Here is a 14,912-nt window from a genome sequence, read left to right as displayed (position 1 = left end):
CAGCTTAATTAATAGAGTGATGTTGGTTGTCTCGTGGTGTATTGTGGAAATAAAATGGGTATTCCTATATTTTATTTTAATAATACAATTCACCTGTAACAAGGTACAGTTGTCTTGACATAAAAGAAAAGTTCCGACGGGATCATGGAAGTCGGAACTTTCTTACAAAATGCATTATTTTTTTGAAGCAAACAGATTATTTTGTAATAACTCATTTGGCACTTTTTTCTCATGGAATAATGTCGTACATCCATTTGTAGTCGCTATTCCTCCGAATACCACTACAAATGCAGCAATTTTTGCCAATACATTTTTAACACTCATCCATTTCATAATAAAATTCCCCCTTGATTGATTGTGCTATTAGCATAATAGTTTCCACCAATACCCCATAAGCAATAAAAACCTTCACATCAAAATTCACAATGCAAAATATTCCGAATATTAGGAATACGCGGAACATCATTTTTTTCCGCAAATATTTTTTATGATTTTGATTAATAAGCGGATGTTTTTCTGTGCCTTTTGGTGCAAGCATATAAATGAGTATTAATGAAACTCCAAAGATGATGTATAAGAGAGTGCCGGAAATCATATTATAATAACTGGCAATCAATTTGACCGCGATTGGAAATGTAATGATGCTTGTACCAATGCACACATACAAATTGCTGAAGTGATATCCAAAACAAACCTGCCTTAACAGAAAGAAGCTAATATGAGCAATCAATGTAGGAACAATGCAGTCTAATAAATAAGCCAAAGAATAGATTAAGATGATTTTGTAGAGTTCAGAAAGAATGAGTTGAATTCCAAATTTTAATTTTTCCCTTTCCAGATTGGAAAAATACTCTTGATTTAATAGATGGAAGATCGCGTTTTCGATTCTGGAAATTTCTCATACTCCCTCCTTTGTTTGATAGTAAGTGAAATTTCACCTCCCACCTTTATATTACCACCAATTCATAAATTGGTAAATTATTGATTTTTTACTAAATTTACCATTATAAGTTAATATTTATTTGCTTTTGTATTCATTTTTTTGATTATTCCCACTATTACCACATTTCACATTCAACTTTATTCTTGCTGTTTTTACATGTTATGATAGTATAAATAGGTTTTTTCAACACAACTGGTTTCCAACAAAAAAATTGGAAAAATAGTATTATTTAAGGTAACATAGGTTTGGAATTGAAAGGAGGAAAAAGAAAAATGTTTGATCAAATTGGTATTGGCATCATCCAAGCTTTGATTGTTGTGTCTGTTGTATTTATCGTTCTTCTTTTACCGATTGGAGATTACTTATTGAGAAAAAAATAATGCACATATTTTATATATAAGAAGGGGGGAAATGATGCTCCCTTCTTTTTTCATTTTCAATGATGGCTTCATTGTCAACAAATTGACAAATTGGAACCTATTGAAGAAGTTGAAATTTCTTAAGAAAATAGAAAATGGTATCTGAATTTTATTAACAAAAGTGGTATGATTACATCAAACCAAAATATTAGTCGGCATTATTTTAATCAGAATTGATTGATTCACGTTTCTGTTCAAAGCTGCTGACGATTATTAAACTTCTTCAAATATATTGAGGTGATGGAAAATGCAAAATCGCAAGCTGGTCATTCAAATGGAATTGCCAATACAAGCTTATGATATTGATGCAATGGGAATTGTGAGTAATCTTGTGTACGTGCGGTGGTTTGAAGATTTACGAATGGAATTTTTAAATGCGACGTATTCCTTGACAGAAATGATGAAATCGAACATTACACCGATTTTGATGCGCACGGAAGTCGACTACCGCAAACCGCTCACGATTTTTGATAAACCAATCGGGCGATGCTGGTTGGTTGAATCGGGGAATTCCAGCTGGGAGATGGCATTTGAAATCAAGAGCGGGGACAAGCTGTACTGCAAAGGCATACAGAAAGGCTGCTTCTTTGATTTAGAAAAGAAAAAAGTAACGCGCATACCTCAGCAATTAATCTCAGCCATCGATCGCCTTATTGAACCGTAATCATGATCGTTCTGGGGCAAATCCATTGGGTTCCGGAGATTGCCCCAGCCGCACCATTTGCGCAACCCTTTCAAAACTTCCCCCAATCCGATTCAGTATGGGAGGACCTAACACTCCCTTTTTTTACCTATACTTCCAATATCAACATGTTTATTCATTATACCAAAATACCTTTATATCGTGATGAATCTTTCAATACGCTGGCAATTGTTATTAATTTAATAGTAATAGATACAATTATAATAGTAGAAATTAATATATTTTTAGAAAAAATTATTATTTCCGTTTTTTTCAGATAATTAAAAAGTGTTTATTTCGATTCAAGGTTTTGAAGAAGATCGCGGCTACATCAAGGACAATGATGTGGAAGAAGCGAAAAAAGCCCTTGAACAAGGTATGAAAGAGCTAGGAATCAGCAAACCGGAAGATATCAACATCACAATTTCATTTAATACGAGTGAAGCCCATGCATCCATTGCCCAATTCATTCAAGAAAATTGGCGCAAAAACTTGGGCATCAATGCAACACTTGACAACTCCGAGTGGCAAGTTTACTTGGACAAACTGACAAAATTGGATTACCAAGTTGGCCGTTTGGGTTGGATTGCAGACTACAACGATGCTTACACATTCTTAGAGCAATATGATTCTGCTGATAACGGCAACAACGATACAGGTTGGGAAAATCCAGAATACACAAAACTTTTAAGAGAAGCGAACAAACAAACGGATGAAGAAAAACGTTTTGAAATGTTAAAACAAGCGGAAGCAATCATCATGGAAGAAATGCCGGTTGCACCAATTTACTACTACACTAGTCTGTACGTTTCAAAAGACCATGTGAAAAACATGAAACCGGATAAATTGGGCAACATTTATTTGAAATATGTTGATATTGAAAATTAATTTGTCCCTGTAAAATTAGGTTAAATAGTTGCAAAGGCTGCTGAAATCGATTTTATTGATCAGAAGCAGCCTTTCACTATTTTTTGGGCGTGTACAGAATTTTTAGATAAAGGAGGGAACACTTTGCTGAAGTACATTATCAAAAGAATCATTCATATTTTGATTGCGTTATTTATCATCATCACCGCAACCTTTTTCTTGATGAAGGCGGCACCTGGTAATCCTTTTGCAAGTGAAAGGAATTTTCCGCCTGAAATCGAAGCCAATTTAAAAGCGAAATATGGACTCGATAATCCTTGGTATATCCAATATAAGGATTATTTGTTCAATACCCTCACATTTGATTTCGGAGAGTCGATGAAATATAAAAACCGCTCCACAAACGATATCATTGCGGACGGATTCCCTGTATCGTTATCCCTTGGACTTGAAGCCATGTTTTTAGCGGTTGGAATAGGCGTTTTGCTTGGTATCATTGCAGCCCTTTACCACAACAAATTTATTGATTATTTTGCAACGACCATCGCGGTTTTGGGCATTTCAATCCCCTCATTCGTTATGGCCGGATTAATGCAATACTTCATCTCTTTAAAATTGGGCCTATTCCCTGTTGCCGGGTGGAACGGCTTTAAATATTCAGTTCTGCCAGCGTTGGCGATCGCTTTGACACATGCGGGGTATATCGCAAAATTGGTCCGTTCCAGCATGTTGGAAGAAAACAATAGCGAATATGTGAAGTTGGCCCGTGCCAAAGGGCTTGGCAAATGGACAATCACCTTTAAGCATACATTGCGCAATGCGTTAATGCCTGTTATTACCTATTTAGGGCCTTTGACAGCCGGTGTTGTAACAGGAAGCTTTGTCATTGAACAAATTTTTGCCATTCCTGGTTTGGGCAGACATTTCGTTCAAAGCATCACAAACCGTGATTATACCGTAATCATGGGAACAACTGTATTCTATGCAATTATTTTAATGTTCGCCGTGTTATTAGTGGACATCTTATACACTTTCATTGACCCGCGCATTAAGTTGAAAGGAGGAGCAAAGAAATAATGACAAAACAGCATGAAACGATTGACAATTTAACTCCGGAAATGTTTACAGTAGTCGGACCGCGGTTGGAAGAAAGCGATAAAATGACAAAGAAGTCTGTATCTTTCTGGAAAGAGGTATTCCTCCGCTTTAAACAAAACAAATTGGCGGTTTCAGGGGTCATCATTCTGTTCATCATCGCATTGTTTGCGGCATTGGTCCCTGAACTTTCACAATACAGTTATCGCGATCAATTAGGCATTTATAATCAAGCGCCTTCAAAAGACCATTGGTTTGGCACCGATGATTTAGGGCGGGATGTTTTTGTCCGTGTATGGTATGGAGCCCGCATTTCATTATTCATCGGGATTACGGCTGCCATCATCGATTTAATCATCGGTGTTTTATGGGGAAGCATTTCAGGCCTGATTGGCGGACGTGTGGATGATATTATGATGCGTTTTGTGGATATTTTATCCGCCATTCCTTACCTTTTGGTTGTCATCATTTTACTTGTTGTGATGGAACAAGGTCTCCTTCCGATGATTATCGCCTTATCGATTACAGGTTGGGTCAATATGGCGCGAATTGTCCGCGGTGAAGTGTTGTCCATTAAAAACCGCGAATTCGTTCTGGCTTCAAGAACCCTTGGCGCAAGCACCAGCCATTTAATCAAGCGCCACATCATACCGAACGCATTAGGTGCGATTCTTGTAACAATGACATTGACAATTCCGACAGCCATCTTCACTGAATCCTTTTTAAGCTTTTTAGGTTTGGGCGTAACACAACCGGTGGCGAGCTGGGGAACAATGGCATCTGAAGGGATGGGCGGTTTAAGGGTGGCCCCTTGGCGTTTATTCTTCCCTGCCTTCTTCATTTCCTTGACCATTTTTGCTTTCAATGCCATTGGTGATGGTTTGCGCGATGCACTTGATCCGAAATTACGCAAGTAGAAAGGGGTGGAAAAATGAAAAAACCATTGTTGGAAGTAAAGAATTTAAAAATAAACTTCAAAACATACGCAGGACTTGTACAAGCAGTAAGGGGCGTTGATTTTACATTATACGAAGGCGAAACATTGGCGATTGTGGGCGAATCCGGTTCGGGAAAAAGTGTGACCAGTAACGCCATTATGAAATTGATTCCGCAGCCGCCGGGAATATATGCGGATGGTCATATCTTATTCGAAGGAAAAGATTTGATCCCTCTTTCAGATAAAGAAATGTCCAAAATCCGCGGAAATGAGATCGCGATGATTTTCCAGGACCCAATGACCGCTTTAAACCCTACAATCCGTGTTGGAAAACAAATAATGGAAGTGATATTAAAACATAAAAAGGTTTCAAAACATGAGGCGCAAGAAAGAGCGATTGAGCTCCTTCGCCAAGTCGGTATTCCAATGCCGGAAAAACGCTTCAACCAATTTCCCCATGAATTCAGTGGCGGAATGCGCCAGCGCGTCGTCATCGCCATTGCGCTTGCGGCTGATCCGAAACTATTGATTGCCGATGAACCGACAACAGCCCTTGACGTGACCATCCAGGCGCAAATATTGGAATTGTTGAAGGAACTTCAAAAGAAACGGAAAACATCCATTATTTTTATCACCCATGATTTGGGGGTTGTTGCAAATGTCGCCGATCGTGTGGCGGTCATGTACGCAGGGCAAATTGTGGAATACGGAACGGTCAACGATATTTTCTACAACCCCAAACATCCGTACACATGGGGACTGCTTGGCTCCATGCCTGATTTAAATAACAAAAGTGATGAAAAATTATATGCGATTCCAGGTTCTCCGCCGGATTTGACAAATCCGCCGATAGGAGATGCCTTTGCACCCCGGAACAAATATGCATTGGCCATCGATTTTGAAAAAGAACCGCCAATGTTTAAAGTATCCGATACACATTATGCAAAAACATGGTTATTGCATGAATATGCTCCGAAAATCGATGTTCCTGAACCAATCGTGAGAAGAATGGAAAGATATAAGAAGGAGGCTGAATTAGGTGAATAGCAATCATAAATTACTGGAAGTAAAAAATTTGTCTCAATATTTCGGCTCTCCTTCCAATCCTATCAAAGCGGTGGACGGAATCAGTTTTCATATTTTTGAAGGGGAAACGTTGGGCCTTGTGGGTGAATCCGGTTCCGGCAAATCGACGACAGGCCGTTCCATTATCGGTCTTTATGACATAACGGGCGGCGAAGTGATTTTCAAAGGAAAAAATATTCATCAAGTCAAATCAAAAAAAGATCAGAAGCAATTAAAGCGGGAAATGCAAATGATTTTCCAAGATCCATATGCTTCATTGAACCCGCGGATGACAGCTGGTGAAATCATCAGCGAAGGATTTGATATCCACGGCATGTATAGAAATAAAAACGAACGCCAAGCAAAAATCATCTCGTTGTTGGAAGCGGTCGGTTTAAATCGTGAACATATGACACGGTATCCCCATGAATTTTCCGGCGGCCAAAGACAACGAATCGGAATTGCTAGAGCGTTAAGTTTAGATCCAAGCTTCATTATCGCCGATGAGCCGATTTCCGCTCTCGACGTTTCCATTCAAGCGCAAGTAGTCAATTTGCTAAAAGATCTGCAAAAGGAACGAAATTTGACTTATTTATTTATTGCCCATGATTTATCGATGGTCAAATATATCAGTGACCGGATTGCGGTGATGTATCGCGGAAAAATTGTGGAGTTGGGCGATGCAGACGAAATTTACAACAACCCAATTCATCCATATACAAAATCATTATTATCCGCTGTTCCTCTTCCAGATCCGATTTTGGAAAGAAAACGGAAACGAATTCCTTATGTCCATGAAGAAACACCGGATACAGCTAAAATGCATGAGCCATTGCCAAATCATTTTGTTTACGGTACGGATGAACAAGTGAATAAATGGGTACACCAGGCGCAACTGTAAAGATGCCCGGTTTGTGTAGAAGAAGTGGTGAAAATTGATAAAATATATTTTTAGGCTCAAGGGGATGTCCATTCCCCTTGGGCTTTTTTTGGTGGCAGTGCATCACGAAAACGGTAAATGCCTTGAAATAAGTGTAGGTGCAGCTGTTTATGGCAAACTAAAAATGGCTCTTACGTTCTTTTGGTGAAACCATATATGTACAGTCCTTCATCTCTTTATTAATTTTTAAAATAACATTTTATAAATGATATAACACTCGTTTTTCAAGTAACTCCAGCTTTGCCCGGTCATACATGATTCGTTTCATCAGCTTCAATCGGTGAACATGGCCTTCCACAACTCCGTTACTGTAGGAAGTACTAAATGCCAGCTTAATCGACTGTAAATCCCTACGGAGTCGAAGTGCACAATCATATAAATGATTGTTTGGAGAAGACAATTGTTTTTCCAACCATTTGAAAAATGCCGGATAGTTCCGTTCATCAAATGCTTCTCTAAATGTTTGAACCATTTGGTGGAAAGAATGAAGGGATGGGTACATCTTAAAGGATTGTTCAAGAAGTTGCAGTTCCTTTTCTAAAAGTCTAGATTTTCGTTTCCAAACATATGAAATCATTTGCCGTCTGGAAATTCGAACGGAAGATTCCTTAATCCCCTGCCGTTTTCTTTCTTTTCGTATGCTTTCGACTGCAACGCGGACACCTGAAAGTGTCCCCGTATATCCATATTTACGAAGTTGCGCATCAATTTCACGGATGGTCTTGCCCTCTTGTTCGAGTTGCTGAATGTATTGCTCAAAACCATCGGTTTGCCGTTTTCGCTTTCTTTTTACTTGAACCGGCATCTCGGTTATGTTGAGATATTTTGAAATGGTTCGGGGATCCATATGAAATTCTCTGGCCAACTCCACTTTTTTCTTTCCTTTTTTGTATTCCTGTTGAATGCTTTTGATCATCATCCATTTCTTTTCGGCTCTTTCTTTTTGTCTCCTTTGCAGTTTGGTTTCATGCGGAAAGGTTTGTTGGTCCGTTTCTTCTTTTTCCAACGTGATGACGGAAGGAAGAATCGAGGTGAGGCAAGCATCGATCTGCTTCTTTACCGCCCGGACAAAATGCCATCGGTCATATACTTGCAAAATACTTTGCGAAGCGTTCTGAATCCCTTTCCGAAAAGCCTGATAGCCATCACGACTGACAACTTGGATGTTTTGATGATTTTTTAGCCATTCTGATATGGTTTCCGGATAACGTTCCGGAAGTAATGCAACAGGCTTGTGCGTGCTCAGATCACAAATGATCGTGCCATAGCTGTGTCCTTTCCGAAAAGCAAAGTCATCGATTCCGATAAAAGGGGGACACCTCTTGATGAATCTCCGTTTTCCGAATAAGGGAGAGCAATACGTCATGGCTGACAGGGAGGGACAGGGCTTTCGCTACTTTTTCGCCATTGAGGCAGCTGGTGGAAAACGCGATTTTACGTAATACTTCTTCGGACCGTAAAGTTCGGCGTCCATTTTTGGAAATCCAATCATACCGTTCAGTAAAAATTTTTTGGGTGCAATTGGGTTGGTCGCAAAACCATTTTCTTGTGATAAGCAGGATGGAAACAGCTTTTCCGGCAATCGGCAAATCTTGAATCATGCGTGTATATCGGCTGTGTGGACGTGTGGAAGGCACTTGGCAATGAGGACAAGGGCAGGATTCATGAGTGCTTCGAACAATAAAGGTAATGGAGGATGGTTCTTCTTGAATATCCAGAACTTCTAGGAAAGGATCCGGTGAAGACCAATGGATTTGACGATTCATCATTCATCACACCTTTTCTTTTATTATACTATAAAAGTAAAATTATAGGCCTTCACCAAAATTGCGTAAGAGCCATTTTTAGTTTGCCATAAACAGCAGTCGAACGCGTTAACGCTTATTTAAAGGAATACTTTCAATTAAACAATGTCCGTCATCGTACAGAAAAGAAAGCAAAAATGCATTTCAATCTGGTGACGTTAATTTATAATACCTGCAAACTAGCAGTTGATCGAATCAATGCTTTATTACAGCAACAAAACCAAGTTGCATAATTAAAAAAAAAACGAAGTTTTTAGTATAGGGGTACTCTATACTTCAGAAAAACTATGATTTATGGTAAGCCCGAAATCAAACAACGCCTATAAATCAATGACACCTCCCTGTAAGATGAAAGTAACAATTACAGAGGAGGTGTTCTTTTTTTGACAACGGAAAAACTCAATATCGTGCCTGTAAAATTAGAGTCCAAATCTGATCCAACTCCATCCCCAGCAAGTCGTGGTCCACTCAGACCAATATGCGTCATTCAATCCAATCAGTGTAAAATCTCCTTCTACCCCGGTGTCAAACCTCAATTACTTCAAGCGGTTATCAGGGAGTTGAATCGAAATGATTCATGATTTTACAAAATGCAAAAATATCTATATCATTTGCGGTCATACAGATATGCGAAAAGGAATCGACGGTCTAGCAACGCTAATTCAGGATTCATTCGAACTCGATCCATACAGCGAGGCAATCTTCTTGTTTTGCGGTCGAAGGAAAGATCGTTATAAATGTTTATACTTTGATGGAGATGGCTTCGCTATGCTTTATAAACGATTGGATAATGGCAAACTCCAATGGCCACGAAATAAAAATGAAGTTCGTCGGCTCACGCAACAACAACTTCGTTGGTTACTTGAAGGACTCACAATTCATCAACCGAAAGCCATACAAAAATCTAAAAAAGGTGTCTTTTAACCAATGATTACTAGTGATATAATCAAGACATTATTGAATTTGGACGGAAATGTGGTGAATGATGTGAGCAATGATTCGAATGAAAAATTAATTCAATTATTAGAAGAACAACTCGCGCAATCCAATAAGAGAAATGAAGAACTGTTGAAACAAATTGAATCGTTGTCACAACAAGTTCGCTATTTAACAAAGCTTCTTTATGGCTCAAAATCAGAAAAATCAAAGTACCAAGCTCCAGATGGACAATGTTCTTTATTTGATGATGACTCTTTTTTTAACGAACCTGAGCACACAGAAGAACAAAGCACGGACACTGTTACCTATACAGTTGTTCGTAAAATACATAAAAAGAAACGAAACGATTTCTTCGTGGATGGTTTAGAAATTGAAGAAATTCATCATCACCCTGAAAACTTACAATGCGAGTGTTGTCAATCTCAGATGACAGAGATCGGCAGCACGATTGTTCGTGAGGAAGCAAAATTTATACCGGCTATTGTGAAGCGTGTTCGACATATCGAACACGCTTATGAGTGCAGGAATTGTAAAAAAGATCTCAGCAAAAATTCACAAATCAAACGAGGCAAAGCACCACAACCAGCGATTCAACGAAGTATTGCTGGACCAACGGTCTTGGCAAAAATCATCTACGATAAGTTTGTTCAATATTTACCTTTATATCGCCAGGTAAAGGAATGGAACCATTATGGTCTCCTTACAAACGATAAAAATTTATCGAACTGGGTGATTCGAATCGCGGAGGATTGGCTTCATCCAATCTACCATCGTATGAAAGAGCTCCTTATGAAAAAATCAATTCTTCATATTGATGAAACATACGCTCAAATACTCAACCGTTCGGATGGAAAGTCGGCTCAGTCTAATGCTTATAACTGGGTATTCCGAAGCGTTGCTTCTCAAGGGCCGACCATCGTCATGTTTCATAGTGCGTTATCGCGAAGTCGGGAAGTTTTAAAAGACTTCGTGGAAAAGTTCAAGGGAACCATCATTTGTGACGGATATTCTGCATACGCTGGTTTACCTAACGTCACATTCGCCAATTGTTGGGCACATGTGCGTAGAAAATGGCTAAAAGCCAACAGTAAAAACGCCGAAAAAGGTGTAGAATATTGTAATCGACTCTACGAATTGGAACGAAAGTTTAAGAAACTTTCACCAAGCAAACGTCGAAAAGCACGAAAAAAATATTCCAAACCGATTGTGGAAGAATTCTTACAATGGGTAGATGAATCTCCTTTTTACGGCAAAAGTGCCCTTGCGGAAGCGGCAAACTATACCTTGAAACATGCCGAAGGTCTAAAAGCATTTCTATATGACGGTCGAATTGCGATTGACAATAACCCAGCAGAAAATGCGATTCGTCCGAGTGTGATTGGTCGGAAGAACTGGCTTTTCTCTGTGAGTGAATTGGGAGCTGATGCCAATGCCGTTTGTTTGAGTTTAGCTGAAACGACAAAAGCTAATGGAATTGATTTCTATCAATACTTGGTCAAAGTATTGACAGAACTCCCAAACCTCCCAATCCATCAGCAACCAGAAATAATCGATCGCTACTTGCCTTGGTCTAAAAATATACGTGAATCATGTGCAATAGCAAAATAGCCCTCAATCTGAAAAAATTCAAGATTGTAGGGCTATTTGTCATGCGTACTAATAGGTACGCTTTTTTAATCCCTGTTTTAAGTTTTTCAATGCGTCATTTGAATTCGGGCTTACGATTTATGAAATTGATTCAACTTTCTTTAAAATTTGAAAAAATCACATCAAAAACATACTAACATTAGTAGTACAGACCTAGGCCAAGGTTTGTGCTACTATTTTTTATAGTAGAAGTGAAGAAAAGTCGACCAGTCTCAGGGATCTTTGAATCCGTATTAAAAACTGGCTAACTTCACACCCTTATGCGAATCAGTTTAGTATGTTGGGTCCATAGAGATCGTGTATAAGAAAGTGGAATCGATAAGGTCATGTGAAGACTTCTATGAATTGGCAAAGAAGGAGTAATGGAATGAAACATGTTATTGGTTTAGATGTTAGTAAAGGAAAGAGTACAGTAACGATCTATGATAGTTATCGTCAGTGCAAATATGAAGGTGAAATCAATCATACACGAAGAGATTTTGAACAATTGCATAAGCGAATAGTAGATATTACATCACTGGATGACCAAGCACCAGACATTGTATTTGAAGCAACAGGTGTTTATTCAAAACCGATTGAAGCATTTTTAAAAGATTACGGTTATGCATATTGTCGGATGAATCCCCTTGAAGCGAACTTACAAATGGCGAAGATGCGTCGACATAAAACCGATATAAGCGATGCTCATGAATTAGCAAAAACACATTTTAAAATGGAGAGAGAACCAACCTATATCCAAGATGATTATTATGAGCAGATGCGTGCATTGACACGTTATTATGATGAAATTGATGAAGAAATGATTTTATTAAAAAATCGTATGCATTCCATTTTACAATTGAGTTTTCCAGAATTAGAAAAAATACTGACACCAAATTCTGCACTATTTTTAAATATAGTACAACTATACCCTCACCCAACACTTGTTTTAGCTCACTCTAAAACTGTCATAAAGAATCGCCTAAAAGCGAATACAAGAAAGAACCTTTCTTTAGAACGTGCAGAGAAAAAAGCAATTGCTTTATTAGAAGCTGCTCAAAATAGTTATCCAGCGATTAGATCTACCGATGTGCGATGTGAACAAGTCCGTGATTACGCAAATCGAATAGCAGAATTAAAGGATAAAAAAGAAGCACTTGTCCAACAAATGATTACTTTATCAAAAGATCGAAAAGAGTATATGGTTTTACGTTCCATCCCTGGTATCGGTGATTCTACTGCTTGTAGATTAATTGGGGAAATGGGTGATATTCGTCGCTTTCAAAATGCTAAACAATTGAATGCTTATGCGGGAATTGATATTATGCGCTATCAATCGGGGAATACACAGTATCATGATCGTATTAATAAAAGAGGTAACAAACACTTGCGAAAGCTTTTATATTTTATGGTGTGTGCCATGATTATGAAGAAGAAAGATAAACCGAATCATTTTGTAGATTACTATTATAAATTAAAAACACAACCTCAGAGAAAGCCTCATAAGGTTGCGATTATCGCCTGTATCAATAAATTTTTAAAAGTGACGTTTCAGTTACTGACACATGGCATTTTATACGATTATGAAACTGCCTTAAGTTAAATAATCGATTAACTACACTATACCATAAATGACCTTTCGAAAAAATTAAAAATCGTTAGGTCTTTTTGGCATGCCAAATTTTAGTTGTAGTGGTGAGGGGGTACCCCCTCACCACTACAACTAAAATAAAAACATATACAAATTAATAAAATATACTTGACTGATCGTAAGAAACGAGGCTGGGACAAAACCCCCTCTAAAATGGAAACAGCCCATGAAATTTTGGAATGAAATTTCATGGGCTGTTTTTCATTTTTTCAATAAAAAATAAGGACCTCTTCTGTTAAAATTAAGTTAGCAGACAAAACCTAACAGAAAGAAGGGTCCTTATGTTCAAATATTATAACATGAATCAATTAGTTTTGCCTCTAGATTTAGAAATAAAATTACAAGAAAATGATATTGCCTTCCACATTCACCATTTAGTTGAAAGTATTCCAGATGAAGCCTTCCAGCCGTTTCTTCGAAATACAGGTTGTCCTGCTTATCATCCACGCATGATGCTAAAAATTATTTTGTGTGCCTATTCGCAGTCTGTCTTTTCAGGTCGAAAAATTGAAGCGCTATTAAAGGACAGTATACGAATGATGTGGTTGGCACAAGGATATGAACCAAGTTATCGGACGATCAATCGTTTTCGTGTGCATCCGGAAGTAAAAGAATTAATTCGTCAATGTTTTGTCCAATTCCGTTGCCAACTGGTGGAAGAAAAGTTAATCGATCAAGAAGCCATTTTTATCGATGGTACGAAGATTGAAGCGAATGCCAATAAATTTACTTTTGTATGGAAGAAATCCATTGAAAAATACAACCAAAACTTAATTGAAAAGTCCAATCAGTTATACAACGAACTATTAGAAAAAGAAATCATCCCTGAAATGGAGCGGGAAAATGAGGGAGAACTGTCCGTTGAAGAACTCGCTCAAATGGTGCAACAAGTCGATGAAGTCATTAAGGAATATGACCAAAAGATAGAAACATCGCCCGATGCCACAGAACGAAAAGCATTAAGAAGCGAACGAAAATATCCAAAACAAGCGTACAAACAATTAATAGACTTCATTCTACGAAAACAAAAATACCAAAAAGACTTGGACATCTTGGGGGAACGGAACAGTTATTCCAAAACAGATCAAGATGCAACGTTCATGCGAATGAAAGACGACTATATGAAAAACGGTCAATTGAAAGCTGGATACAATGTACAAATCGCAACAGAAGGTCAATACGCACTAGCTTATAGCATCTTTCCAAATCCTACTGATACACGTACATTGATTCCGTTCTTGAATGAGATTGAGAAGCATTATTTTCCATTGCCAAAATATATTGTCGCAGATGCTGGTTATGGTAGTGAACAGAACTATGAGGACATCCTTTCGAATCGAAAATGTGAGGCACTTATTCCATATACCATGTATGAGAAAGAACAAAAGAAGAAATATAAACAAAATCCATTTCATCCAGACAATTGGATGTACGACGAAGAAAGTGATACCTACATTTGTCCAAATCAGCAGCGAGTAACCTTCCGTTATCGTTCTGTACGTACAGATAAGACTGGTTTCAAACGAGAATTGAAAATCTATGAATGTGAAAACTGTTCAGGATGTCCATTTCGTTCATCATGCACAAAAGCAAAGGAAGGCAATCACCGAAAGGTCATGGTGAATGAAAAATGGGAACAACAAAAAGAATATGTAAGAGCGAAGCTTTCAGAAGAAAAAGCTGGTTCTATTTTCCGTCAACGTAAAATAGACGTAGAACCAGTTTTTGGATTCTTGAAGGCTAATTTGCGTTTCACTCGATTTTCCGTTCGAGGAAAATCGAAAGTGGAAAATGAAATGGGCATTGCCTTAATGGCCGTGAATTTACGAAAATACACGGCCAACAAAGATCAACTAACCAAAAATAATGGGGATAAATGGAAAAAGGAGAATTTGAGTTGGCTCAAATTCTCCTTTTTCCTATCTAGAAGCTAGTTTTGTCCC

Annotated in this window: 12 protein-coding genes and 2 pseudogenes; 11 read left to right on the top strand and 3 right to left on the bottom strand. The window is 38.1% G+C overall.

What is annotated here, in order from left to right:
- Positions 1-174 precede the first annotated feature (174 nt).
- A complete protein-coding gene (locus NSS77_RS10745) occupies positions 175-333 on the bottom strand; it encodes a cyclic lactone autoinducer peptide (protein ID WP_342468747.1) in 159 nt (52 codons plus the stop codon).
- A gap of 1,276 nt (positions 334-1,609) precedes the next feature.
- Between NSS77_RS10745 and NSS77_RS10740 the strand changes: the two genes are divergently transcribed.
- The 6 genes and pseudogenes from NSS77_RS10740 to NSS77_RS10715 all read left to right on the top strand — a co-directional run bounded on the left by NSS77_RS10740 (position 1,610) and on the right by NSS77_RS10715 (position 6,909).
- Positions 1,610-2,026 carry a thioesterase family protein gene (locus tag NSS77_RS10740; RefSeq protein WP_342468746.1) on the top strand — a complete coding sequence of 139 codons (417 nt, stop codon included), beginning with the start codon at positions 1,610-1,612 and terminating at the stop codon, positions 2,024-2,026.
- Between the two features lie 315 nt (positions 2,027-2,341).
- Positions 2,342-2,932, top strand: a pseudogene (locus NSS77_RS10735) (ABC transporter substrate-binding protein); the annotation flags it as partial.
- 123 nt (positions 2,933-3,055) lie between these two features.
- On the top strand, positions 3,056-3,988 hold the full coding sequence (locus NSS77_RS10730; protein WP_342468745.1) for an ABC transporter permease: 933 nt from the start codon (positions 3,056-3,058) through the stop codon (positions 3,986-3,988).
- Positions 3,988-4,923 (top strand): ABC transporter permease, encoded by a 936-nt coding sequence (locus tag NSS77_RS10725; protein WP_342468744.1) that lies wholly within the window; start codon positions 3,988-3,990, stop codon positions 4,921-4,923. The genes NSS77_RS10730 and NSS77_RS10725 overlap by 1 nt, the downstream gene beginning before the upstream one ends.
- 14 nt (positions 4,924-4,937) lie before the next feature.
- Positions 4,938-5,990, top strand: coding sequence for an ABC transporter ATP-binding protein (locus NSS77_RS10720; RefSeq protein ID WP_342468743.1), 1,053 nt, complete (start codon positions 4,938-4,940; stop codon positions 5,988-5,990).
- On the top strand, positions 5,983-6,909 hold the full coding sequence (locus NSS77_RS10715) for an ATP-binding cassette domain-containing protein (protein WP_342468742.1): 927 nt from the start codon (positions 5,983-5,985) through the stop codon (positions 6,907-6,909). The genes NSS77_RS10720 and NSS77_RS10715 overlap by 8 nt, the downstream gene beginning before the upstream one ends.
- A 238-nt stretch (positions 6,910-7,147) precedes the next feature.
- Here NSS77_RS10715 and NSS77_RS10710 read toward each other — a convergent pair whose 3' ends face one another.
- On the bottom strand, positions 7,148-8,314 hold the full coding sequence (locus NSS77_RS10710; RefSeq protein WP_342468741.1) for a transposase: 1,167 nt from the start codon (positions 8,312-8,314) through the stop codon (positions 7,148-7,150).
- Positions 8,241-8,717: a transposase family protein gene (locus NSS77_RS10705; protein ID WP_340714495.1), complete on the bottom strand. Its 477-nt coding sequence runs from the start codon at positions 8,715-8,717 to the stop codon at positions 8,241-8,243. The genes NSS77_RS10710 and NSS77_RS10705 overlap by 74 nt, the downstream gene beginning before the upstream one ends.
- An 89-nt stretch (positions 8,718-8,806) precedes the next feature.
- Here NSS77_RS10705 and NSS77_RS10700 point away from each other — a divergent pair.
- The 5 genes and pseudogenes from NSS77_RS10700 to NSS77_RS10680 all read left to right on the top strand — a co-directional run.
- Positions 8,807-8,986: pseudogene (locus NSS77_RS10700) on the top strand (IS5/IS1182 family transposase); the annotation flags it as partial.
- A gap of 337 nt (positions 8,987-9,323) precedes the next feature.
- On the top strand, positions 9,324-9,677 hold the full coding sequence (gene tnpB / locus NSS77_RS10695) for an IS66 family insertion sequence element accessory protein TnpB (RefSeq protein WP_141603390.1): 354 nt from the start codon (positions 9,324-9,326) through the stop codon (positions 9,675-9,677).
- A gap of 3 nt (positions 9,678-9,680) precedes the next feature.
- On the top strand, positions 9,681-11,300 hold the full coding sequence (locus NSS77_RS10690; RefSeq protein WP_211358719.1) for an IS66 family transposase: 1,620 nt from the start codon (positions 9,681-9,683) through the stop codon (positions 11,298-11,300).
- Between the two features lie 406 nt (positions 11,301-11,706).
- Positions 11,707-12,921 (top strand): IS110 family transposase, encoded by a 1,215-nt coding sequence (locus tag NSS77_RS10685; RefSeq protein ID WP_342468740.1) that lies wholly within the window; start codon positions 11,707-11,709, stop codon positions 12,919-12,921.
- A gap of 329 nt (positions 12,922-13,250) precedes the next feature.
- Positions 13,251-14,903: an IS1182 family transposase gene (locus NSS77_RS10680; protein ID WP_342468739.1), complete on the top strand. Its 1,653-nt coding sequence runs from the start codon at positions 13,251-13,253 to the stop codon at positions 14,901-14,903.
- The last annotated feature ends 9 nt before the right edge of the window (positions 14,904-14,912 follow it).

Origin of the sequence: Ureibacillus sp. FSL K6-3587 (assembly GCF_038593165.1) — a bacterium.
GTDB classification, from domain to species: Bacteria; Bacillota; Bacilli; order Bacillales_A; family Planococcaceae; genus Ureibacillus; species Ureibacillus suwonensis.
This window is presented reverse-complemented; position numbering and strand designations above follow the sequence as displayed.